This window comes from Streptomyces sp. 11-1-2, assembly GCF_003595545.1.
Lineage (GTDB): Bacteria > Actinomycetota > Actinomycetes > Streptomycetales > Streptomycetaceae > Streptomyces > Streptomyces hygroscopicus_B.
On the sequence record NZ_CP022545.1, the window covers coordinates 2,661,972 to 2,685,778 of the forward strand.

General features: G+C 67.9%; 16 protein-coding genes and 4 pseudogenes. 12 read left to right on the forward strand and 8 right to left on the reverse strand.

What is annotated here, in order from left to right; translation table 11 throughout:
• Nucleotides 1-30: 30 nt before the first annotated feature.
• The 3 genes from CGL27_RS11045 to CGL27_RS11055 all read left to right on the forward strand — a co-directional run bounded on the left by CGL27_RS11045 (nt 31) and on the right by CGL27_RS11055 (nt 4,030).
• The gene (locus CGL27_RS11045; RefSeq protein WP_119986277.1) at nt 31-1,272 is read left to right on the forward strand and encodes a helix-turn-helix domain-containing protein; all 1,242 of its coding nucleotides are present in this window, start codon (nt 31-33) and stop codon (nt 1,270-1,272) included.
• A 216-nt stretch (nt 1,273-1,488) separates the two neighbouring features.
• Nucleotides 1,489-3,117, forward strand: coding sequence for an acyl--CoA ligase family protein (locus CGL27_RS11050; protein ID WP_119986279.1), 1,629 nt, complete (start codon nt 1,489-1,491; stop codon nt 3,115-3,117).
• Nucleotides 3,118-3,172: 55 nt separating this feature from the next.
• Nucleotides 3,173-4,030 (forward strand): 3-hydroxybutyryl-CoA dehydrogenase, encoded by an 858-nt coding sequence (locus tag CGL27_RS11055; RefSeq protein ID WP_119986281.1) that lies wholly within the window; start codon nt 3,173-3,175, stop codon nt 4,028-4,030.
• A gap of 27 nt (nt 4,031-4,057) precedes the next feature.
• On the opposite strand, the pseudogene CGL27_RS51870 reads toward CGL27_RS11055, so the two are convergent.
• Nucleotides 4,058-4,183 (reverse strand): annotated as a pseudogene (locus CGL27_RS51870) (IS3 family transposase); the annotation flags it as partial.
• A 52-nt stretch (nt 4,184-4,235) separates the two neighbouring features.
• Between CGL27_RS51870 and CGL27_RS11060 the strand changes: the two are divergent.
• Complete coding sequence (locus CGL27_RS11060; RefSeq protein ID WP_119986282.1) at nt 4,236-5,180, forward strand: LysR substrate-binding domain-containing protein; 945 nt, start codon at nt 4,236-4,238, stop codon at nt 5,178-5,180.
• 101 nt (nt 5,181-5,281) lie between these two features.
• Here the strand turns inward: CGL27_RS11060 and CGL27_RS11065 are convergent.
• The 3 genes and pseudogenes from CGL27_RS11065 to CGL27_RS11075 form a co-directional block, all read right to left on the reverse strand.
• A pseudogene (locus CGL27_RS11065) lies at nt 5,282-5,969 on the reverse strand (integrase core domain-containing protein); the annotation flags it as partial.
• Nucleotides 5,970-6,038: 69 nt separating this feature from the next.
• On the reverse strand, nt 6,039-7,274 hold the full coding sequence (locus tag CGL27_RS11070; protein WP_240450461.1) for a cytochrome P450: 1,236 nt from the start codon (nt 7,272-7,274) through the stop codon (nt 6,039-6,041).
• 150 nt (nt 7,275-7,424) lie between these two features.
• The gene (locus tag CGL27_RS11075) at nt 7,425-8,108 is read right to left on the reverse strand and encodes a TetR/AcrR family transcriptional regulator (RefSeq protein ID WP_078640389.1); all 684 of its coding nucleotides are present in this window, start codon (nt 8,106-8,108) and stop codon (nt 7,425-7,427) included.
• 1,132 nt (nt 8,109-9,240) lie between these two features.
• Here CGL27_RS11075 and CGL27_RS11085 point away from each other — a divergent pair.
• The 4 genes and pseudogenes from CGL27_RS11085 (at nt 9,241) to CGL27_RS11100 (ending at nt 13,247) form a co-directional block, all read left to right on the forward strand.
• Nucleotides 9,241-10,836: an acyl-CoA carboxylase subunit beta gene (locus tag CGL27_RS11085; protein ID WP_119986286.1), complete on the forward strand. Its 1,596-nt coding sequence runs from the start codon at nt 9,241-9,243 to the stop codon at nt 10,834-10,836.
• A 36-nt stretch (nt 10,837-10,872) separates the two neighbouring features.
• A complete protein-coding gene (locus tag CGL27_RS11090) occupies nt 10,873-11,082 on the forward strand; it encodes an acyl-CoA carboxylase subunit epsilon (RefSeq protein WP_119986288.1) in 210 nt (69 codons plus the stop codon).
• Nucleotides 11,083-11,241: 159 nt separating this feature from the next.
• Nucleotides 11,242-11,445: pseudogene (locus CGL27_RS11095) on the forward strand (cobalamin-dependent protein); the annotation flags it as partial.
• Nucleotides 11,446-11,498: 53 nt separating this feature from the next.
• Nucleotides 11,499-13,247: a biotin carboxylase N-terminal domain-containing protein gene (locus CGL27_RS11100; RefSeq protein WP_119994347.1), complete on the forward strand. Its 1,749-nt coding sequence runs from the start codon at nt 11,499-11,501 to the stop codon at nt 13,245-13,247.
• 256 nt (nt 13,248-13,503) lie between these two features.
• Here CGL27_RS11100 and CGL27_RS11105 read toward each other — a convergent pair whose 3' ends face one another.
• Complete coding sequence (locus tag CGL27_RS11105; RefSeq protein WP_240450965.1) at nt 13,504-13,800, reverse strand: ATP-binding protein; 297 nt, start codon at nt 13,798-13,800, stop codon at nt 13,504-13,506.
• On the opposite strand from CGL27_RS11105, the gene CGL27_RS51875 reads away from it, so the two are divergent.
• The 4 genes and pseudogenes from CGL27_RS51875 to CGL27_RS11120 all read left to right on the forward strand — a co-directional run.
• A complete protein-coding gene (locus CGL27_RS51875) occupies nt 13,732-13,899 on the forward strand; it encodes a hypothetical protein (RefSeq protein WP_240451080.1) in 168 nt (55 codons plus the stop codon). The genes CGL27_RS11105 and CGL27_RS51875 overlap by 69 nt on opposite strands.
• A 726-nt stretch (nt 13,900-14,625) precedes the next feature.
• Nucleotides 14,626-15,318 carry a FadR/GntR family transcriptional regulator gene (locus CGL27_RS11110; protein ID WP_119986293.1) on the forward strand — a complete coding sequence of 231 codons (693 nt, stop codon included), beginning with the start codon at nt 14,626-14,628 and terminating at the stop codon, nt 15,316-15,318.
• Nucleotides 15,315-16,589, forward strand: coding sequence for an MFS transporter (locus CGL27_RS11115; protein ID WP_240450462.1), 1,275 nt, complete (start codon nt 15,315-15,317; stop codon nt 16,587-16,589). Before CGL27_RS11110 ends, CGL27_RS11115 begins: the two co-directional genes overlap by 4 nt.
• Before the next feature lie 372 nt (nt 16,590-16,961).
• Nucleotides 16,962-17,420: pseudogene (locus tag CGL27_RS11120) on the forward strand (acyl-CoA dehydrogenase family protein); the annotation flags it as partial.
• A 198-nt stretch (nt 17,421-17,618) separates the two neighbouring features.
• On the opposite strand, the gene CGL27_RS11125 reads toward CGL27_RS11120, so the two are convergent.
• The 3 genes from CGL27_RS11125 to CGL27_RS11140 all read right to left on the reverse strand — a co-directional run bounded on the left by CGL27_RS11125 (nt 17,619) and on the right by CGL27_RS11140 (nt 23,708).
• On the reverse strand, nt 17,619-18,281 hold the full coding sequence (locus CGL27_RS11125; protein WP_119986294.1) for an adenylate kinase: 663 nt from the start codon (nt 18,279-18,281) through the stop codon (nt 17,619-17,621).
• Between the two features lie 627 nt (nt 18,282-18,908).
• Nucleotides 18,909-21,251 (reverse strand): pyruvate dehydrogenase, encoded by a 2,343-nt coding sequence (locus CGL27_RS11130; RefSeq protein WP_119986296.1) that lies wholly within the window; start codon nt 21,249-21,251, stop codon nt 18,909-18,911.
• A gap of 891 nt (nt 21,252-22,142) precedes the next feature.
• Complete coding sequence (locus CGL27_RS11140; protein WP_119986301.1) at nt 22,143-23,708, reverse strand: AMP-binding protein; 1,566 nt, start codon at nt 23,706-23,708, stop codon at nt 22,143-22,145.
• Nucleotides 23,709-23,807: the final 99 nt, after the last annotated feature.

Genomic DNA, 23,807 nt, shown 5'->3' on the forward strand with positions numbered 1-23,807 from the left:
GCGCGACCCGATCGGCCGACGGGAACAGACATGACCACGGCGGACCATGACGCGGTAGAAGGTGTCGTCGACACGGTCGAGGCGTCCCTCGACCGTGTGGTCACCAGCGCCGTCGAGGCTATCTGGGACCAGGTTCCGGCGTACGCGGCCTGTACAGCGCCGGAACTTCGCAGCGACGTGACGGTACACGTCGAAGCCATTTTCCGGGCACTGCTCACCAGTGTGCGGCTCGGCAGACCTGCGCGGCGGGAAGACTTTCCGCCCACCGAGACGCAGGCCGGGCGCAGAGTCCGGCAGGGCATCTCCCTCTCCGACTTCCTGCACGCCTTCCGGGTCGCGCAGCTGACCCTCTGGGAGACCTTGCTCGAGATGGGCGGGGAAGACCCGGACTCGCGCGACGCGGCGCTCGCCCTCGTCGGGCAGGTCATGCGCGTCATCGAGGTGGGAAGCTCGCTGGCCGCCGAGGCCTACCTGACCGCCCAGCAGCACGATCTCGCGGAAGGCGACCGGATCCGCCGCGACTTGCTGGAGGACCTGTTGACCGCGCGGGACATCTCCGCCGGTCCGAAACAGGCACTGCTGCGGATGGTGGGACTCGAAGCTGACGCTCGCCTGGTCGTGCTCTCGGCCACTCCGGTCCTGACTCCGGCCGGCGGATCGGCCCAGCAGACGCTCCAAGATGTCGTCGCCACGCTACGCAGACTCGCGCCGCAGGGCTTCGCGGTCGCCCGCCAGGACGAAGTCGTGGGCGTCGCACCGGCCCAGACAGGCGGCGCGGCGGCGTTCACTCAAACCCTCGGGCATCTGCTCCCGGAACTGCGGCGTCAGGGACTTTCGGTGGGCATCAGTACGTACCACGCCGGCCTCGGCAAGATCCCTGAGGCATACGCCGAGGCGTGCGCCGCGCGAGAGGGACTCGGTAACGAGGCCGGGGTGATCGCGCTGCCGCTGCTGTCCAGCCTGGACTACCTGTTCCTCCGCCACGGCGACACGGCACGACGCCTCATCCATCCGGATATCTCCAGGTTCGTGACGGAGGACCTCGTGAACGGGAGCAATCTGGTCGCCACCTTCCTCGAGTACGTCGCGAGCGACCTGAACGCCCGCACCACGGCGCAGCGCCTGCACGTGCATCCGAACACGGCCTACTACCGGCTGGAGCGGATCGCCGAGCGCACCGGCTGCGACCTGAGGCGCTTCGCGGACGTGCTGGAGATCCTGGTCGCGGTACGACTGCTGGGCGGTCGGCGAGGCCGGACCCACGGTTCGTGAGTCAGTCACAACCGCATTTGTGATCCTGCCACTAACGAGGGCTGGCACCGGTCTCGCATCCTGGTGTCACCCCGTTCAGCCATCGGTACCCACCATCCCACGTCGATCTCCGCTGCTGGCATCTAATGGCGCGCTGTCCCTTTCCGCCCGAACCGGGTGGGCTGCCTGTCCGTCCCGCGCCCTACGCCGCAGCCCACTCGCCTTCCGGAGACAGTGATGACCCAGCCGCCATACATCACCCCGCTCACCCCGCTGGCCTATCTCGAGCGCGCTGCCGCCGTCCATCCGGACAAGACCGCGATCCGCTACGGGGACCGCAGCCTGAGTTATGCCGAGTTCGCCGACCACACCATTCGGCTCGCCGCCGCGCTGCGCGCGTCCGGCGTGGAAGCGGGCGACCGGGTGGCCTACCTGTGTCCGAACACGCCCGAGCTGCTGATCGCGCATTTCGCGGTGCCGCTGGCCGGAGCCTCCCTGGTCGCCGTCAACACTCGCCTGTCGCCGGAGGAGGTGCGTTACATCTGCGACCATTCCGGCGCGAAGCTCCTCGTGGTGGACACGGGACTGCAGGAGATGGTCCTGCCGATCGCAGACCGGCTGGCCTCCGTTCGCGAAATCGTCTCCCTCGTGGATCTCACCGGCACGGGCCTGGGCGCCGGTGCCCGTCCGCTGTTGTCCGGACCCAACTACGAGCAGTTGTTGAGCCGCGGTGACAATGCCCCGTACGCGGAATGGACCGTGGACGACGAACTCGACACCATCTCGGTCAACTACACCTCCGGCACCACCGGACGACCCAAAGGGGTGATGTACAGCCACCGGGGCGCGTACCTCAATGCCCTCGGCGAGGTGATCCACTCACGGCACACCCCTGACAGCGTCTACCTGTGGACCATGCCGATGTTCCACTGCAACGGATGGTGCACAGCCTGGGCCGTCACCGCGGTCGGCGGCACGCACGTCTGTCTGCGCACCGTGCATCCGGAGAACATCTGGCATCTGCTCGAGAGCGAGGGCGTCACCCATCTCAACGGCGCGCCGACGGTTCTGGTCATGCTGGCGAACTCCCCCGCGGCCAAGACTCTCTCCAAGCCGCTGGTCGTGACGACGGCGGGAGCGGCACCGAGCCCCGCCATCATCGGACGTATGGAGGAGCTGGGCGCCTCCATCGTCCACGTCTACGGACTCACCGAGACTTACGGCCCCTACACGGTCTGCGAGCCGAAGGACGCCTGGCGCGACGTCACCCCGGACGAGCGCGCCCGACTGCTGGCCCGCCAAGGTGTGGCCATGTTCCAGGCCGATCCGGTGCGGGTCGTCGACACTGACATGAAGGACGTACCGAGAGACGGGCGAACGGTCGGCGAGATCGTGATGCGCGGCAACACGGTGATGAAGGGCTACCTGGACGACCCCGAGGCCACCGCGGAGGCGTTCACGGGCGGCTGGTTCCACTCCGGCGATCTGGGCGTCTGGCACGACGACGGCTACATCGAACTGACCGACCGCGCCAAGGACGTCATCGTCTCGGGCGGGGAGAACATCTCGACCATAGAGGTCGAGCAGGCGCTGCTCTCCCACCGCGAGGTCCAGGAAGCGGCGGTCGTCGGCATCCCGGACGAGCGATGGGGTGAACGCCCCAAGGCCTTTGTCATCCTCAAGGACGGCGCTGCCCTTGACGGCGACAGCCTGATCGCGCACGTCCGTACGCTGATCGCCCGCTACAAGGCCCCAGCCATCGTGGAGTTCGTCACCGAACTGCCCAAGACCGCCACCGGCAAGATTCAGAAGTTCGAGCTACGAGCCAAGGAGTGGTCCGATCAGGAGCGCCGGATCCGTGGCTGACAGGGGAGCGCCCCGAGGAGAAGACCGAGAGCCACGTACGAAGAGAGGCGGAATCATGACCGACCCACAGCGGATCGGAGTCGTCGGCTGTGGCCTGATGGGGGCGGGCATCGCCGAGGTGTGTGCCCGCGCGGGCCTCGACGTGGTGGTGGCCGACGCGGACGGGGCGGGCGTCGAACGCGGCAGAGTCCGGGTCCGCGAGTCGCTGAGCCGTGCTGTGACGACCGGCAAAGTCGACGCGGAGTCGGCTGGCCTCGCCCTCGCACGACTCCGTTTCACCACCGACCTGGACGAGTTCGCCGACCGTGAGCTGGTGGTCGAGGCCGTAGCGGAGCACGAGGAACTGAAGACCGAGATCTTTGCCAGACTGGACAAGGTCGTCGAGCAGCCCGACGCACTGCTCGCATCCAACACCTCCTCGATCCCCATCATGAAGCTCGCCATGGCGACGAACCGCCCCCAGCAGGTGATCGGCATCCATTTCTTCAACCCGGTACCGGTGCTGCGCCTGGTGGAGCTGGTGCCCTCGCTGCTCACCGCGGCACGGACCCGGGAGCGGGCCGAGCGGTTCGCGGTCGAGGCGCTCGGGAAGCAGGCCATCACCGCAGGGGACCGCGCCGGCTTCGTGGTCAACGCACTGCTGATCCCCTACCTGCTGTCCGCGATCCGCATGATGGAGTCAGGCTTCGCCAGCGCCAAGGACATCGATACCGGCATGCAGCTGGGATGCGCACACCCCATGGGTCCCCTGCGGCTGGCCGACCTGGTGGGCCTGGACACAGTGCAGGCCGCCGCGGAGGCCATGTACGACGAGTTCAAGGAACCCCTCTACTTCCCGCCTCCGGTACTTCAGCGCATGGTCGAGGCGGGCCAACTGGGCAGCAAGTCTGGGCAGGGGTTCTACCAGTACTGACGAGCTGCTCCCCCAGCGCTTCCTGCGTTGCCCGAGGCGGGAGTGACAGCGTCCGGCGTTGTAGCAGTGCAGCCAGCGGAACGTGTCGAGGCGGGCCTCGCGCCCGCTGGACCACTGCTTGCGGCCCTGGAGCGTCTCGCGTTTGAACGTCGCGCTGGACGGCGTCCGGTTATCGAACACTTGCACACGCCTTACCTTTGGTGAGGTGGACGTCAACACACGCCGACTGTGTCATTTCGCGACCCTCGCCGAAGAGCTGCACTTCACGCGCGCGGCCGCGATCCTTCACATTTCGCAGCAAGGACTCAGCCGCAGCGTCGCCGAGCTGGAAGAGCAGGTCGGGGTCCCGCTCCTGATGCGCACCACCCGCTCGGTCGCCCTGACCGAAGCCGGGGAACTGTTCCTCAGCAGCGTTCGCACGGCACTCAACGCCCTGGAAGAGGGCACACTGGCCGCCCGCGCCACCCGCGACAGAATCGACGCACCGCTCCGCATCGGTTTCAGCGTGTCCTCACTGCTCGAACTCGATTCGCCGATCCTCCGCGCCTTTCGTGCGAGCCATCCTTCTGTCGCGATCGAGCTGGAGACGTTCCAATGGGCCGACCCGTCTTGCGGCCTGTGCTCGAACACCACCGACATCGCATTTGTGCGGATGCCGATCGAATGCCCCGACCTCCACGTCGAGCCCATGTTCGTCGAACCCCGCGCTATTGGTGTCGACCAGAGTCATCCTCTGGCAGCCGCTCGAGCTGTGACCCTGAACGATCTTGTCGGTGAGCGGATTCTCGCGCCGCGTACCGACGACAGGGCATGGTCGAGATTTTGGACGCTGCGCGACACCGAACTGGATGAACAGTTGCTTCCTCGGATCGGGCCCATGGTCGGCTCGATGGAGGGAGAGCTGGAGAAAGTCACGTCCGGAGAAGCGATCACGGTCACCGCGATCAGCATGTCCCGATTCGCCCCTCGTCCATCGGTCGTGTTCCGACCCATCACCGATGTCGCCGGATCCGAGTTGGTTCTGGCATGGCGCGGGCCTGCGACACCCCTGATCGACGCGTTCCGCGCCACAGCGGTCGAGGTACGGGATCGGGAAAGTGACCTGGTGTCGCGCATCGAGACGGCAACTGGTAGGCCCGAGGAGTTCTGAGCACCCACTCAGTCGACCCGTCGCGCACGACTCCTGACGTATCCCGCTATCAGGCACCTCGGGGTCCGAGGCTGTGCCGTTCGGAAACCCGTCGCGGCTAGTCAGGCCGTGTGTCTGTACTCGTTGATCAGGCCGCCGAGGACGCGAGTCCGGAGTAGTCGTCGCGGAGTGCTCGAGTCGGTCAATGGTGCGGTCCGGCTGTCGGTGAGGGGCGGATGTTGCTCTCGGGCCTGATGGGGGCGATGGTCGTTGTAGTGCCGGGCGTAGACGTCGAGGACGTGGCGAGCGTGGGTGTCGTTCCAGATCAGCACGTGATCGAGGAGTTCACGCCGCAGTGTCCCGATGACTCTCTCGCAGTGCGCGTTCATCCGCGGGGACCGCGGGGCGGTCTTCAGGGTTTCGATTCCCTCGGCTTCGAAGACCGCGTCGAAGGATTCGGTGTACTTTGCTGTCCCGGTCGCGGATCACAAAGCGCAGCGACTCGAGGCGCACGCTCACCTCAAGAGCGAGGTTGCGGGCCTGCTGGGCCGTCCACTGCGCAGTCGGATGAGCGGTGACGCCGGCGATGTGGAGGCGGCGCGTGCCGTGCTCGAGGAAGACCAGCGCGTAGACCCGGCGAAGGCTTGCCAGGTCGATGTGCAGGAAGTCGCAGGCAATGATGGCCTCGGACTGGGATGTCAGGAACTCGTGCCATGTCGGCCCGCCGCGGCGGGGAGCCGGGTCGACACCGGCTGCCGTCAAGATCTTCCAGACTGTGGAGGCTCCGATCCTGTGGCCCAGCCGGGCGAGCGGTCGTCGCGCTCGGAGAGCAAGCCGTCCACGTCATCCCCGTCGATGGTCACACGGCAGGTCACCGGTTCATCGACTGACGGTGACGCCGAGGGGAGCCCGGAAGGACAGCAGACCCAGCATCGGGGGCTCGGTCCCACCTTCCTCCAGCCGCACTCCGGACAGGCGACTGGCCGCTACGCGCAAGGCCACCGCCGCTTCTGTGCGCGCCAGGGACGCGCCCGGGCAGCGATGGCGGCCGACGCCGAATGCGAGGTGATGACGGACGTTCGTCCGATACGGGCGCATCCGCTCCGGGTGGAGGAAGACCTTCGGGTCGGATCCGCTGCCCAACAGCATCAGCAGCAACTGCGCGCCGTCAGGGATGCTCACCCCGCCCAGTTCGGCGGAGCGAACGGTGACCCGGCGCCACGTAGTGACCGGCGGTTCGTGGCGTAGCACCTCCTCCACCCATGCCTCGGCCAGACCCGTCCGCCCCGGCAAGTGCAGCCACAGACCCGGCTCGGTGAGCGCTCGGCGCAGCACCGTGGCGATGAGCTGCCCGGTGGTGGACTGTCCCGCGATGAACACGAAGAAGCACGCGGCCACCGCTGTCCCGATGTCCAGCGGCTCGCCGTCGGGCAACCGGTGAGAAGCCAACGCACCGACGAATGAGGTGGGCGGGGCGGCATCGCCGCGCACCGTGTCGGTCAGCCACTGATGGAACTCGCCGACGAGCTCCGCCAGTTCCAGCTGCCTGTCGAAAGTGGGCCTGCCCCAGAACAGCTCCAGCGAGGCATCGCTCCAGCGAATCAAGGTGGCCGGAGTGACTCCCCGAATGCCGAGAAGCTCCATCAGTACCCGGCAGGGCAGCACCTGCGCGAAAGAACTGAACAGCTCGCACCGACCGGTGGCCTCGATCTCCGACCGCACGGCGTCGAGCAAGTCCTCGGCGACGCGCTCGATGACCGGTATGGCCGCAGCGACGCGCTCGGCGTTGAAGAATCGGGTCACCACGCGGCGCAGTCCAGGGTGACTGGGAGTGCCGTTGTTGGCGAGCGCGGGTGGGAGCGTGAAGCCGGCCCGGGCGAGAATCCGCAGCGCCGCCACCGGTAGGGGGGTGACTGCGTGCAGAGCGTTGTCGGGACGGAACAGGGTCGGGTCGAGCAGTACGCGGCGCACATCGTCGTATCGGCTGACCAGCCACAACCCGGTGCCGGGGTCGTAGTGCACGGGGTCCTCGGCCCGGAGCCGGTCGAGCCAGGGGTACGGGTCTCGGACGAAGCCGTCGCCGAAGAGGTCGAGCGGGGCACGGGCGCCGAGCACCGCCGGGCAGCCTGCTCGGCTGGTCCCGGCGGTTCCGCCAGGGAAGGGGAATGTGTTCGGGACCGGGGAAGCCACAGCCGGAAGCTAACACGCCCAAGCGCGCCCCTGTCTCCGCTGTGCGCGGCATCACTCGATCAAACGGAGCGGGCTTCAGCGCTCGGCGCCGTCCTCGACGAGACGTCGCAGCGAGGGAAGCAGGGCGTCGATGTCCTGCCCGGTCCTGAAGGCGACGACAGTGGTACCACCGCCGGGCTCCGGTGAGGAGCCGGGCGCCGGAAAGAGGGCGAGCACCTCACGCATCGCCTCGTCCACCTCGGCGACCGGGTCGGACGACTCACCCCGAAGCCATCGACGCAGCACATGGTTGTGAGCGGCGACGACCGCGGCGGCCATGAGTTCGGCCCTCAGCGACGCCGATTCCGCCGGACCCCCCAGCCAGTCCGCGATGAACTCCCGGAACAGTCGCTGATAGCGGCCCACACTGGCGATCTCCCGGTCACGCAGGGCAGCCACCTTGCTCGTGAGGGCGTATCGCCGCCTCGCCAGGTCGCCCTCCTCCACGTAGTGCAGCAGCACGAGTCGAACCGCGTCCGACACGGCGACCAGAGCGGTGCTGTGGCTCGAGGTCGCCAGCCGATCTCTGATCAACTCCAGGAGCCGATCGTGGTCCGGAAAGATGACGTCTTCCTTGGAACGGTAGTTCCGGAAGAACGTCGTGCGCCCGAGCCCCGCTCGCTCAGCGATGTCGTCGACGGTCGTCTGCTCGTATCCGCGCTCGTCGAAGAGCGCGAATGCGGCATCTGCCAGTCGGATCCGTGCAGGTAGCTTGCTCATGACCGCCCATCCTTCCCCGCCTTACCGCGTGGACGCCACTTGCCTCGTCTCGATGGGACTGAGTACCGAATTCTTCGGGCATCGGGCGCCGAGTGACGCGGCGAGGCTTCCATCACAGAGCACATTTTGGAACTCAGTACTTCACTTTCGGGACTGGGTACCATAGCTTGTGAAGCACGCCGCCACAGCGGTGCCGACGTGCTACAGCCGTGATCGGTGAGCTCTCGCCTCCCGTCGCGGGTCATTTCGGACGGAGACGGAGAGGAACACCGTGCTCCATACAGCGATCGAAACCACGGATAGCGCCCCCGACGAACGGGAGGTCGATCCCAGCGCGAGCCCACTCCCGGAGGCGGACTGCCCCACGCAGGTGCCGCTGGGTGGAGTGGGGGGCGGAGAGCTGTACTTCCAGCGCTGCCGCTGGTGTCAAACCGCAGTCTTCCGCCGTCTGTTGTGTCCCGTCTGCGCCTCCACCGATCTCGCCTGGGAACTCAGTTGCGGCACCGGGGTCATCCGCCATGTCCTGGCCACGGGCCGGAGCCCCGGCAGACAGTGCGCACTCGCCACCATCAACATGAATGAGGGATTCTGGCTGTGCTCCAGGGTCATCGGCGTGCCGCCGCTCACCGTGCGGATCGGGGCCCCGGTGTGTCTGACAGAAGGCATCGAGTCCGGCCCTCAGGCACTCCTCTTCCGCCTCTGCGAGCCTCCGCGGCCTCCGTGGCCTCCGTGGCGATGAACGTCGAGGCAGCACCCCCACTTGCTCCAGCGATGTCTGGGGGGCGTACGTCCCCCACGACACCTTCTGACCTTGAGTTCGGCCCCGCAGGCCATTGCCCATCACCTCTGGAGTGCCTCCATTGATCCCTCCGGGCTGCCACCTACCACGCCGCCCCCCAATGCCGACCGATTCGTTCCTGCCAAGAACGCTGAGACGCAACGACGCAACGGTGCCCCCAGGCGCCGGTCCGACGTCCCCGCCTCACCAACCGGACACCCCCGTTCCGGCTTCCCCGGTGCGGATGGCAGTGCCGTTCCCGCTCGGAAACTCATTCACAGCTGCCTCGGCAACCGGGCTCTTGCTCACCACCTGGCACGCCACCAGCGCCAACGCTCAGAAGGGAGCCAAGCAGTGAGCACCGAGCCCGCGCAGCCGGCCGACATCGATATCCACACCACCGCGGGGAAGCTCGCGGATCTGCAGCGCCGTATCGCAGAGGCGACCCATGCGGGGTCCGCGCGCGCGGTGGAGAAGCAGCACGCCAAGGGCAAGCTGACCGCGCGCGAGCGCATCGGCCTCCTCCTGGACGAGGGGTCCTTCACCGAGCTCGACGAGTTCGCCCGGCACCGTTCGACCAACTTCGGCATCGAGCAGAACCGCCCCTACGGCGACGGGGTCGTCACCGGCTACGGCACGGTCGACGGCCGCCCGGTGGCCGTGTTCTCCCAGGACTTCACGGTCTTCGGCGGGGCGCTCGGGGAGGTGTTCGGCGAGAAGATCGTCAAGGTCATGGACTTCGCGCTGAAGACCGGCTGCCCGGTCATCGGCATCAACGACTCCGGCGGCGCCCGTATCCAGGAAGGCGTGGTCTCACTCGGCATGTACGGCGAGATCTTCCGCCGCAACACCCATGCCTCCGGAGTGATCCCGCAGATCAGCCTGGTCGTGGGGCCGTGCGCGGGCGGGGCGGTCTACTCCCCGGCGATCACCGACTTCACGGTGATGATCGACCAGACCTCGCACATGTTCATCACCGGCCCCGACGTGATCAAGACGGTCACCGGTGAGGACGTCGGCTTCGAGGAGCTGGGCGGCGCCCGGACGCACAACACCACCTCCGGTGTCGCGCACTACCTGGCCGGGGACGAGAAGGACGGCATCGAATACGTCAAGGCCCTGCTGGCCTACCTCCCCTCCAACAACCTCTCCGAGCCCCCGGCCTTCGCCGACGAGGCCGATCTGGAGGTCTCGGACGAGGACCGGGAGATGGACACGCTCATCCCGGACTCCGCGAACCAGCCGTACGACGTGCACAAGGCCATCGAGCACGTCCTGGACGACAACGAGTTCCTGGAGACGCAGGCGCTCTTCGCGCCCAACATCATCACCGGCTTCGGCCGGGTCGAGGGCCATCCGGTGGGCATCGTGGCCAACCAGCCCATGCAGCTCGCCGGCTGTCTGGACATCGACGCCTCCGAGAAGGCCGCACGCTTCGTGCGCACCTGCGACGCGTTCAACGTGCCCGTGCTGACCTTCGTGGACGTGCCCGGCTTCCTGCCCGGCACCGACCAGGAGTACAACGGCATCATCCGCCGCGGCGCCAAGCTGATCTTCGCCTACGCGGAGGCCACCGTCCCGCTGATCACGGTCATCACCCGCAAGGCATTCGGCGGCGCCTACGACGTCATGGGCTCCAAGCATCTGGGCGCGGACCTCAACCTGGCCTGGCCCACCGCACAGATCGCGGTCATGGGCGCCCAGGGCGCGGTCAACATCCTCCACCGGCGCACCATCGCCGCCTCCGACGACCCGGAGACGACCCGCACCGAGCTGATCGCGGACTACGAGGACACCCTGCTGAATCCGTATATCGCGGCCGAGCGAGGCTACGTCGACGCGGTGATCATGCCCTCCGAGACCCGCCGCCACATCGTCCGCGGACTGAGGACCCTGCGGAACAAGCGCGAAGCGCTGCCCCCCAAGAAGCACGGCAACATCCCCCTCTGACCCCACTGACCTCACGGACTTCGGAAAGGGCGGCCAATGGTGTTCACGGTCGTACGGGGCAACCCCACTCACGAAGAGCTGGCCGCCGCGCTCGCGGTGATCCAAACCCGCGCCGCGGCGGCCTCAGCCGTCCTTGCGACGCCGCAGCGACTGGACGAGTGGACGGTCAAAACCCGCAACATCTCGTGCAGCGCCCCGCCCCAGCCGGGCCCGACAGCGTGGCGCAGCTCCTACCGGCCACGCTGAGGAAGCCACGGGGCCGCATCCGCGACGTCGTCGCACAAGCACCGCGCTCCCTGGCCCCGGCGGCCGGTGAAGCCCTCCCGCCCCGCTGACCATTCGAACGGAGAGACCATGAAGACTCCGCAACAGCGGACAGCTCGTGCCGGTGCCAGTGCCGCGCCGGTGCCGGGCACCCGTATCGCCGAGCCCGGGCTTGAGGGCCACGACCGCGGCGCCAACGTCATCGCCCGGGGCCTGCGCGACACCGGCTACGAGGTCCTCGACACCCGCCCGCACCAAACCCCGGAACAGATCGTCGCCACCGTCTTCGCCGAGGATGCGGCACTCCCGGGTCTCTCCGTACTTTCAGGCGGCCACCTGACGCTCGAAACCATCGACCAGCTCGACGCCGCCCCGAACCAGACCCTGGAGCCGACATGCTGACGAAGGTGCTCATCGCCAACCGTGGCGAGATCGCTGTCCGTGTTGCCCGTGCCTGCCGGGATGCCGGGATCGCGAGCGTAGCCGTCTACGCCGATCCGGACCGGGACGCATGTCATGTGCGCGCGGCCGATGAAGCCTATGCGCTGGGCGGTGACACCCCGGCGGCCAGCTATCTCGACCAGGCCAAAGTCCTGGCCGCGGCCGCCGAATCCGGCGCCGACGCCATCCACCCCGGCTACGGATTCCTCTCCGAGAACGCCGAATTCGCCCAGGCCGTCCTGGACGCGGGCCTGACCTGGATCGGCCCCCCGCCGCACGCCATCCGCGACCTGGGCGACAAGGTCGCCGCCCGCCACATCGCCCAGCGCGCCGGCGCCCCCCTGGTCGCCGGCACCCCCGACCCGGTCTCCGGCGCGAACGAGGTCGTGGCCTTCGCCGAACAGCACGGCCTGCCCATCGCCATCAAAGCCGCCTTCGGCGGCGGCGGCCGCGGCCTGAAGGTCGCCCGCACCATGGAAGAAGTCCCCGAGCTCTACGACTCCGCCGTCCGCGAGGCCGTCGCGGCCTTCGGGCGCGGAGAGTGCTTCGTCGAGCGCTACCTCGACAAGCCCCGCCATGTGGAGACCCAGTGCCTGGCCGACACCCACGGCAACGTCGTGGTCGTCTCCACCCGTGACTGCTCCCTCCAGCGCCGCCACCAGAAGCTGGTCGAAGAGGCCCCGGCCCCCTTCCTGACCCAGGAACAGAACGACCAGCTCTACGCCGCCTCCAAAGCCATCCTCAAGGAAGCCGGCTACGTGGGCGCCGGCACCGTCGAGTTCCTGGTCGGCAACGACGGCACCATCTCCTTCCTCGAGGTCAACACCCGTCTCCAGGTCGAGCACCCGGTCACCGAAGAGGTCACCGGCATCGACCTGGTCCGCGAGATGTTCCGCATCGCCGACGGCGAGGCCATCGGCTACGACGACCCGCAGATGCGGGGCCACTCCTTCGAGTTCCGCATCAACGGCGAGGACCCGGGCCGCAACTTCCTGCCCGCCCCCGGCACGGTGACCTCCTTCGTCCCGCCCGCCGGGCCCGGTGTCCGGCTGGACGCGGGCGTGGAGTCCGGCAGCGTCATCGGCCCGGCGTGGGACTCGCTGCTGGCCAAGCTGATCGTCACCGGCGCCACCCGCACCCAGGCCCTCCAACGGGCGGCCCGCGCGCTGGCCGAGTTCCAGGTCGAGGGCATGGCCACCGCGATCCCGTTCCACCAGGCGGTAGTGGTGGACCCGGCGTTCACCAGCGAGCCGTTCACGATCCACACCCGCTGGATCGAGACCGAGTTCAACAACACCATCACCCCCTTCGCCCCCGTCAGCCCCGACGAGGACGAGGAGCCCACCGGCCGCGAGACGGTCGTGGTCGAGGTCGGCGGCAAGCGGCTCGAGGTCTCGCTGCCCGCCTCCCTGGGCATGGCCACCGCCCCGGCGGGCGGCTCGAAGAAGCCCAAGCGCAAGGCGGTCAAGAAGTCCGGCTCCGCCGCCTCCGGCGACGCCCTGGCCTCCCCCATGCAGGGCACCATCGTCAAGGTCGCCGTCAACGAGGGCGACACCGTGGCCGAGGGCGACCTCATCGTCGTCCTGGAAGCCATGAAGATGGAACAGCCCCTCAACGCCCACCGCGCGGGCACCGTCAAGGGCCTGGCCGCCGAGGTCGGCGCGTCCATCACCTCGGGCGCGGTCATCTGCGAGATCAAGGACTGACAGGAATGATCGCTGTGGCTCCACTCGGAGGTAAGTCCCAGGATTGACTGGCGCTTCCGCTGTCCTCGGCAGGATTAGCCGACCGCCCGGCGGGGCCACAACGCGTCGCCGGTCAGGCATCTGTGACTTCCGAGTACGTGCCGCCAGAGCTCGCGAGCTCCCCCTGACCGCCTCCACCAGCCGCAGGTGACACGCCTGCCGCGCGACCGCACGGTGCCGTGCGGGGTGGACGCCGGGGGCCTGGTCAGGGCGTGGGCTATTGGATTTCCGCCCATCGAGTGGTCCCGCCTTGGTAAGTCGTGGTTCCGGAGCGGGCGGACAGTGCGGCGACGATGGCGCTCCCGCGGCCGCTCTCCTCGGGCTGCCGAGGGCTGCCGCCGTGGTGGCGCAGCAGCGCCGGACCCGCGTCAGTGACCTCGATGCGGACAGCGCACGCAGCCCGGCCACCCTGCCGGGACAAGCACAGCGACGCAGGGGGAAGGGCGTGAACGACCGCATTGGTGATCAGTTCGGAGACGACCAGAAGCGCATCGTCCACAAGGTCCGAGGGGATGCGCCACTGTTGCATAGCGCGGGCGGCGCGTCGGCGGACGGCGGCAAGACCTTCTGGAATGTGAGGCAGAGGGAAGACCACATCTGTCCGAGCGGATGAGACTGTCTCAAGGCTGTTGCTGAGCCTCACTGGCAGGTTGTGATTCATGGTGCTGTCCTGGGGGCCCGGTGGGGCGGGGGACGACGAGGCCGGAGAGAAACGTCTCGGGCGCGGTGTGGCGGCGCCAGGCCACCGGGGATCCGGCGGGGGTGGCCCCTCAGTCATGAGGATGACGTCCGTACCGACCCTTCTGTCGTTATTGACGGATAACGTTATGGATGATTCACATTCAACGTATGTCCTGATATAGGCGGCGTCAAGGCATGAGCGAAAGGGGAACAGGTTAATGCGCAGTAATGTGGCCGTGGTGTCAGGCTTCGGTCTGCCACCTATGCGCGCGGCTGCCAGCCGGCGGCACAACAGGGAGGACGTACCGGCTGATCAAGTGCCGGGGAGGATGCGACCACGCCCATGGACGACGAACCACTGGCCCGCGTATTCACTGACGGCGTCAAGGCAGTCGCATCCCGTGGAGTGCTCGGCGACCCACATGGCATGTCATCTGAGCTGGGCTTCGCCTGTCTGAACGCCGCAGCCGACCTACTCGCGGAACACGCAACGGCATGTTATCGGCTGCTCACCTAGGCCGAGTCGTCAAGACGCCCGTCCGCGCCACCGCGATCAACGCATTCGCTGCGTCCAGGATCCATGCACGACGAGAGGACCAAGGCGGGTGGCGATCTACATCACGTACAGATGTCAGACATTCGGTGTTAGGGTCGCCTTATGAAAGATCTTCGTGCGCCGCGCCGCGTCGCGAGCTTGTCGGCGCAACTGGTGGACACCCTTCGTGAGCAGATCACATCCGGCGCATGGCCTGTAGGGACGCGGATTCCGCCCGAACATGATCTGGTCGAGCAACTCGGTGTCGGGCGTACGACGGTGCGCGAGGCGCTCGGCGCGCTGGTGCATCTGGGCCTGCTGGAGGCTCGGAAGGGTGACGGGACGTACGTCCGGACATCAAGCGAAATGCACTCGGTACTGATGAGACGTGCCAACACCTCGAGGTGGAGCGACGTGCTGGAACTGCGCGCAGTGCTGGAAGAGTACGCCTCGGGCTTGGCCGCGTTGCGGCGTACCGAAGACGACCTGAATCACCTGCGGCACCTCCTCGACGAGGCCGCGGCGACAGCGGATTCACCGGAGATGGCCGCCATCGCGGAGATCGATACCCGCTTCCACCAGGCTGTGGTGAGCGCCAGCGGGAACACCCTTCTTACCGAGGTGTACGACGTCCTCAGCACTGCGGTCACCGAACAGATCGGCGGCACACTCTGGCCCAGCGCGACGGCCGCGGAGCACAGCCTTCTGCACAGGCGTCTCGTTGAGGCGATCGCCGCCCAGGACGAGGTCGGTGCACGCTACTGCGCCACCGAGATCGTGAAGCTCACCGAGACCGGAACGGAACGACAGAAGTGACCACCTCGAGGAACTCCCGCGCCGGCCTCACCACGGCTACGAAGGCCGACCGGATCGCAACCCCGAAGACGCCGGTTACTACGCCCGCCCTTTCGGCGGGCCTCTTGATCGCGATCCTTTTGGTGGCGGCCAACCTACGCGTGACCTTGACGGGTGTGGGCACACTGCTGCCGGCCATCGAGCACGACACCGGGTTGACTGCGTCAGAGGGTGGCGTACTGAGCACCCTGCCGCTGTTTGTGTTTGCTGTGACTTCGCCCTTTGTCGGGCGCACCTCGCACCGGGTCGGCACCACCCGCCTCCTCGTGGCCGCCCTCGCAGTGCTGGCAGCGGGCACCGTGATCCGGTCCTTGCCTTCGCTTGCCTGTTTGTTCGTCGGAACCGTGATCCTCTCGGTGGCGATCGCAGTTGGCAACGTCCTGCTGCCTACGGTGATTCGCACCCACGTGCCCGGCTCGCGGGTTCATACCGTCAGCGCTCTCTACGTCACCGCTATGGGAGTGGTCGCTGCTCTGTCGTCCGGCATCTCCGTCCCGCTTGCCGGGGCCCTGCCCGGAACCTGGCATTCCGCCCTGGCCTGGGGAGTAGTCGTCGCCGTCGCCGCTCTCGCCGTGTGGCTGCCTCGGCTACGCGGATCCCGGCCGGACGGCGGCGTACGGTCTCGTGGGACACACGCTCGAACCCCATGGCGATCCTGGCTGGCGTGGCAGGTGTCCTTCTTCATGGGCCTGCAATCCCTTGCCTTCTACACCGCCGTCGCTTGGCTGCCCAGCATCCTCAGTCAGCAGGGCATGAGCACCACAGCTGCCGGCTGGATGCTGTTCTACTACCAGCTCGTCGCACTGGTCACGAGCATGTTGCTGCCTTTGATCACTCGAGGCCGCCACGACCAGCGCTTCGCTGCGGCCGCGGGCTCAGCGATCGTCGCCGCAGGCTTCGCGCTTCTGCTCCTCTTTCCAGCGCTCGCACTCGCGGCGTGCACTCTTCTCGGGTTGGGCGCCGGTGTCTGTCTCGTGCTCGCCCTGAGCTTCCAAAGCCAACGTGCCACTGGTCCCAGCGAGACCACAGCCCTGGCCGGGATGGCTCAGTCCATCGGCTATCTCGTCGCCGCGGCCGGACCCCTTCTTCTGGGCGTCCTCCACGACACCACCGGCAGCTGGACTGGTGCTCTCCTTCTCCTCACCGCATTGAGCCTGGTCATGGCCGCTGCCGGTTATGGCGCTGGACGCGACCGCCACGTTCGCACCCGGCCCGACCGCGAGACAGACTAACGCCATCCAGAACGCATCGGACCGGATGCAGAGAACGCGGAGTCAGCCTCCCTGAGCCGCTGCGGGAAAACTGCAGCTCAGCAGGCACCCTCCTCCCCCGTCAGCGACCGAAGCGACTAGCGAGCCATCATCACCCGTGCGGACAGTCCGTGATGGCGAGGCACTCGAAGGAAGCACGTCCTGGGAGGGTACTGATTATCAGATACCAGGGAACTCAGTTCCCTCCTAGAGACCATCGGTAGGCGCTTCCACCCAGGCATCTTCGATGCGTTGGACGATCTGCCACATCGGTGGCCCTGCCGACCAGGGTGAGCGATTCCCCCGTATCACCCCAGGTGCGGTGGACGGGTCTCAGACGCCGCCGCGGTGGACGAGGAGGCCCTCGAGGCCCTCGTCGCGAATGACCTGCACGCGGTGCACGTGCCCGAGGAGTACGGCGGGGGTGCGCGGACGCCCTCGCTCGCCACCGTGATCGTGGACGCCGGCTCCGACACGGCCGGCATGAAGACCAAGGCGGTCCGCGACGGCGACCACTGGGTGCTCAACGGCGTCAAGCGCTGGATCACCTACGCGGGCGTCTACGAGTACTACACGGTGATGGCCGTCACCGACCCCACCATGCGCTCCAAGGGCATCAGCGCATTCGTCGTCGAGAAGTCCGACGAGGGCGTCTCCTTCGGTGCCCCGGAGAAGAAGCTCGGCATCAAGGGCTCCCCGACGTACGAGGTCTACCTGGACAACGTCCGCATCCCCGCGGACCGCATGATCGGTGAGGAGGGCACCGGCTTCGCCGTCGCGATGAAGACGCTGAACCACACCCGTTCCTCAATCTGGTGGAACCGGTCTGCTCCCTGGTGAGACTTGCCGGAAGGCCCAGATGCCGTTGGCGGAGCCTGGTGCGCCCAGCCATCCCTCGATGGATGCTTTGCGACGTTCTTGCCGGTCAGGTCTCCTCGGACGTCAAAGGGCACTCCACTCTGGGCATACGCCCGCCGCCGCCATTTGTGGTGGTGGAAGACGTGCTGGCGGCTACTTGCCGTCGTCCTCGCGCTCGAGGGCTTCCAGCGCCCGCCGCGTGACCTCGTCCACCGGGCCCAGGGAGGAGATCGTGACCGCCAGGCCCTGCGTCTTGTAGTACTCGATGATCGGCTCGGTCTGCGTGTGGTAGACCTCGAGCCGCTTGCGGACGGTCTCCTCGGAGTCGTCGTCGCGCTGGTAGAGCTCACCGCCGCAGACGTCGCACACGCCCTGCTTCTTCGGCGGGCTGTACGACACGTGGAACACGTGTGCCGACCGGCTGCGGCAGATGCGCCGGCCGGCGATGCGCTCGATGACCTCTCCCTCGGGGACTTCGAGGTCAAGAACCGCGTCCAGCTTGATGGCCTCGGTCTTCAGCAGCTCGTCGAGCGCCTCGGCCTGCGAGACGTTGCGCGGGAAACCGTCGAGCAGGAAGCCGTTCTCGGCATCCGGCTGTTGCATGCGGTCCTTCGCCATCGCGATGGTGAGCTCGTCCGGGACGAGGTTGCCGGCGTCCATGGAGACCTTCGCGAGTTTCCCGAGCTCGGTCCGCCGACTGATGTTGGCCCGGAACAGATCGCCCGTAGAGATGTGCGGGATCGACAGCTTCCCGGCCAGGCGTGTGGCCTGAGTGCCCTTTCCAGCACCCGGCGGCCCGACGAGGACGATGCGCATCAGCGGAGGAACCCTTCGTCCTTGCGCTGCTGGAGCTCATCGGCGGCGGAGGCGCTTGCCGACGGCTTGGAGACGACCTCGCCGATCCTGCCACCCACGGCCGGATACGGACGACTGGCTGACGGCGCGGCTGGTCGGGGAACGGCCGGAGCCCCGGACCACTTTCGTTCGATTCCGCTCAGAGCCTTCATCACATGTCCAATCGTCTGGGTGGTGCGTCTGCTCGGCTCGCCGTGGGAAGGGCGGACAGGTTGGTTGCGACCGTCCAGCGGCACGGCGCGGCTTGTCAGGGCGGGTGCCGCGCCGTGCCGCCGGACGGAGTGGGTGGGGAGCTGTTGCCCCATGGGGTGGTGGTACGGGTCGGCTGCGCCGGGACCGTCCGGCGGTACGTCTTTTCGGCAAGACAGGGGCGTGCCGCCGGACGGGGTATGAGAGGCGAATCCCCGGCGAGGGGACGGTGCGGCGGACCGGTTGTGCATGGTGGCTGCCGCGGTCAACTCCTGGTGTGACCCAGCACGGTGTTGTCGAGGGGCGACGTCGATGATGTGGGACGCGGCCGGCGCGGACGGTGAGTGCGGTTTGCTCTTTTGTACCGGCCCCTGCACGCAGAGGCTGCCGAGTTCTCGCTCAATCGATGAGGTCGAGGGCGGTGGTGACGATGCTGTCTGTGTCGATGCGGTGGTAGCGGTAGACGTCCTCGATCGCCCCGGACTGGCCGAACCGGGTCACGCCGAGAGTGCTGACGGGAACGTTCTGGATCGTGCTCAGGAAAGCCAAGGTGTGGGGATGCCCGTCCAGGACGGTGACCAGCGGGGTGGCCCGGTCGAGGGGGAAGACCTGGTCGAGGATCCAGGCCGGGTCGTCCGACAGGCCGCGACGGGCCTGGAGCGCGCGGAAGAGTAGGTCCGGGCTGGTCACGCACACAACGTCGGCGCCATGCCCGAGGGCGGCGAGCCGGTCGGCGGCGGCCAGGGCCTCCGGGACCAAAGCGCCCATCGCGGCGAGTGTCACCACGGGCTTCTCGTGCTGCCGCAGCCGGTAGGCCCCGGCGGTCGCATGTCGGCGACGGCGTTCGCGAGCGGCCGGGTCGCTGGGCACGGCGGCTGTCGACTGGTCGATGGGTCGGGTCGACAGCCGCAGATAGGCCGACCTGCCCTCTGGACTGGCCAAGTTGCCGAGTGCGGCGAGCAGGCACCATTCGGTGTCGATCGCAAACGCCGGCTCATAGGTGACGCAGCCGGGCTGCTCAATGCCCAGCGAGGGGGTGGTGATCGACTGATGTGCACCGCCTTCCGGGGCGAGGGTGACACCGGAGGGGGTGCCGACCAGGATCGACTGGCCACCGGCATAGATGCCGAACGACCAAGGCTCCAGTGCCCGGTTGACGAAGGGATCGTAGACGACGCCGATCGGCAGCAGCGGCTGGCCCCACCGGCTCCAGGTGGCGCCCAGCTCGCCGAGGAGACCGACCAGGTTGGTCTCCGCGATGCCCAGCTCGACATGCTGGCCGGTGGGCCGCTCCCGCCAGTGCAGGATCGTCTCGGCGTCATCGGCGAACCAGTTGGGGCGCTCGGTCGGCGACCACACACCGACCTTGTTGAGCCAGCCGCCGAGGTTGGTGGTGGAGCTGACGTCCGGGCTGACGGTGACGATCCGGGCGGCCGCCTCCGGCGCCCGCCGGGTGAGATCCAGCAGGACGCGGCCGAGAGCCTGCTGAGTGTTCCCGATGCCGGTGGGGGCCGGGCGCGCTAGGTCGGCGGGGACCGCAGGGGGCTTGGGGGGCGCCTGTTCGGGGCGGTCCAGCCGCTGGGCGGCCGCCGCGCACAGGGCCGCTTCCGCCGAACCCTCGCCGAAACGCGTCCACGGGTGGTCGAGATCGGTTCCCAGGCGGTCGGCCAGCGCACTCATCTGCTCGGCCGCCAGGAGCGAGGAGTGGTTTTGCGGGTGGCCCTCGGTGGGGAGCCCGTAGCCCTTGACCGTGTAGGCGAAGATGACGGTCGGGCGGGTGTCGTCGACACCGGCGAACGCATCCGTCAGCGCGCCGATGTCGTGGCCGCCCAGGTTGCGCAGCGCCGCCAGGAGCGAGGCGTCGTCCAGGGGGGCGATGAGGTCGGCGATCGGCCCGGCGGTCGAGCCGGTGCCGGGCAGGCGCTCGCGCAGCTCGTCGGCGGAACAGCGCAGCAGGCGCTGGTATTCGGGGTTGCCCATGGCATCGATACGAGCGCGCAGGGCCTCGCCGCCGGGCCGGGTGAACAACTCCTGTAGGAGATGCCCGTACTTGAGGGAGATCACCTGCCAGCCGGCCGCGGCGAACATGCCCTGCAGCTTGTCCGCGGCGATGCCGGGGATGACTCGGTCGAGAGACTGCCGGTTGAGGTCGACGACCCACACCACTTCGCCCAGACCCGGCACCATCGGATCCTGGATGGCTTCCCAGATCGCGCCTTCGTCCAGCTCGGCGTCGCCGAGCAGGGAGTACTGGCGCCCCCTCCCGGCACCGCCGAAGCGCCCCTCCACGTAGCGCCGGGCGAGAGCGCCCCACAGGGGAGCGGTGGCGCCGATACCGACCGAACCGGTGGAGTAGTCGACCGGGTCGGGGTCCTTGGAGCGACTGGGGTAGCTCTGCAGACCGCCGAAGGCACGCAGCGTGGTCAGATAGGACTCGTCCAGCTCGCCCAGCAAGTAGTTGATCGCATGCAACACCGGTGAGGCGTGAGGCTTGACCGACACCCGGTCCTCGGCAGTCAGTGCATGAAACCACAGCGCCGTCATGATCGAGGTCATCGAGGCACTGGACGCCTGGTGACCGCCCACCTTCAGCCCCGAAGGGTTCGGCCGCACCCGGTTGGCGTGGTCGATGATCGCGGTGGACAGCCACAGCACCCGCTGTTCGACCGACTCCAGCGCGGCAAGCTCCTCCGCCCGGGCAGGACCGCCGTCGCCGCCGGCCGACCTCAGTTCCGCGACCATCACAGACCACCTCCGCATTCGGCACCATGCCTTAGGAATTTCGCGTTATGCTCCGCCAGAAGACGGGTAACTCTGCGACTGCACAAATGTTTCTCTTATAGATCGAGCATTCTGCTCGGATTCGGGCCACCTGATCGGCCGGCCCGGGGCGCTGGACCGGTTCGCACCGGCCTTAAGACGCGCCCCCATCACGCGCCTTGGCTGACGGCAGAGAGTCGACTGCTCGCAGGACATCTGTCAGCCATGCGACCTGCCCGTCGAACTGTGACAGCTTCCCAGGCCGTACCCACCGGTATGCCTTGTGCTCCCAGTTGAGAGTGAGCCGGCGTTGACTGGTACAGGCCAAAAAAGTGTGCACGGTCCAGTCCGGCCCGCCACGAGGGTCGGCCAGACGCAGCATGGGGCCCGCAGTCAGCCGCTCCAGAGCGCGGGCGGGGAGCAGAGTCTCCTCCCAGATCTCCTGGATGGCTTGCCGTACCGGGTCGCTGTCAGCGTCCAGATATCCGGTGATGCAGTGCCACAAGCCTGCATCATGCTGGACAGATCCACTGCGCTTGAACAACCCGATGCGCCCTCGCCACATGAGGATGACAGCGACTACCTGCCGCGGGCCCTGAGACCTGGGGCGACCGGACTCATTCAGGGACTGTGCCCCTGCTGAAGCCTGGGAGACCACCCCGCGACCACCGCCTTCGGCACGGACACCCGGGGAGGACCCGACGCGCTTCATCTGGTGCCTCCTTCATGCGACGGCCTGGCCCAGGAAAAGTCCCCTTGCGGGCAGGAGCTCTTCGCGTTTCTGATCACCTACCGGACGTCCTGCCGCGCGGAAGCACGAGGTTTGACACTCCCTGACGACGACCTCGCGCGCCACCGGTCCGTTCACATCGTTCACCGGATGCGGCTCTCGCTCCCGGCCCACGCCTTGTCCCGCAACACAAACTTCTGAATCTTTCCGGTGGAGGTCCTCGGCAACTCGGTGAACGTGACCGTCTTCGGCGCTTTGAACCAGGCCAGCCTGCCCCGCACATGCTCGATGATCTCCGCCTCGGTGGCTGTAGCGCCTTCCCGCAGGCTCACATAGGCGGCAGGGACCTCACCCCAGCGCTCGTCCGGCACCGCGATCACCGCCACCTCCAGTACCGCCGGATGATCCATGATCGCCTGCTCCACCTCGACCGACGCGATGTTCTCCCCACCCGAGATGATCACGTCCTTCGAGCGGTCACGCAGCTCCACGTACCCGTCGGGGTGCAGGATGCCGATGTCCCCGGTCCGGAACCATCCGTCCGGCACCGCTGCCAAGGTGGCCTCCGGATCGTCGAGGTAGCCGAGCATGAGGTTGTTGCCGCGCAACGCGATCTGCCCCGTGGTGACACCGTCCGCGGGGACGTCCGTGCCGTCGTCCGCGATCACCCGCGGCACGCACGAGATCATGTTCCCGACGCCCTGGCGCGCCTTGAGCCGCGCTTGTGCCGCGGCGTCGCGGTCGTTCCACTCCGGGCGCCAGTCGCACAGCATCGCTGGGCCGTAAGTCTCGGTCAGCCCGTACAGGTGCGTGACCTCGAACCCCAGCTCCGCCGTCCGCCGCAGGATCGCCGGTGACGGCGGCGCCCCACCGGTGGCGATCCGCACCGTGCGGTCCAGTGGTGCGGCTTCCTGGGCGTAGGCGATCATCGACAGCACCGTCGGCGCCCCGTTGAGGTGCGTGACGCCCTCCTCCCGGAGCAGTCGCCAGATCTCCGCCGGATTCACCTTCGGCAGGCAGACGTGCGTCCCGGCCGCCGCGGTCACCGCCCACGGGAACGTCCATCCGTTGCAGTGGAACATCGGCAGCGTCCACAGGTGCACGCTCGACGGCGTCAGTCCGGTGTGCCCCACCATCGCCACGGCCTGGAGGAACGCGCCCCGGTGGTGGTACATCACGCCCTTCGGGCGGCCCGTGGTCCCCGAGGTGTAGTTGATCGACAGCAGCGCCCGTTCGTCGGTAGGGGTCAGATGCAGCGGCTCCGCCGCGGCCAGCAGATCCTCGTATTCCCGCCCCGCCCTGATCCGGTGCGGTGGGGCGGCCAGCCGGGCCAGGGCCTCGTCCACCAACGCGTCGAACGACGGGTCGTGGATCAGCACGGACGCCTTGGAGTGCTCCAGGATGTAGGCGACCTCGCCCACCGACAGCCGGGTGTTCACCGCGACCAGCGGCACCCCCGCCCACGGCACCCCGTAGTGCGCCTCCAGCGGCACATGCGTGTTCGGCGCCAGCACCGCCACCGGACGCCCCCCGGCCAACGAGGCCAGCCCGCCCGCCAACCGCTGACACCGATCACGCAGCTCCGCATAGGTCCACCGGGACCGCCCATCCACCACCGCGACCCGATCCCCGTGCGCCGCCGCGGCACGATCCAGATACGACGTCGGGGTCAACGGCTCGAAGGACAGGGAGCCCGGGTCGCGGGTCATCGCACCGCTCCGGGCACCGGGACGCCGGTCGTGATCAGGAGGGTGCCGTTGTCGTGGCGTTCGGTGAGGATGTCGCCGGTGCCGTGGTTGTAGAGGTCG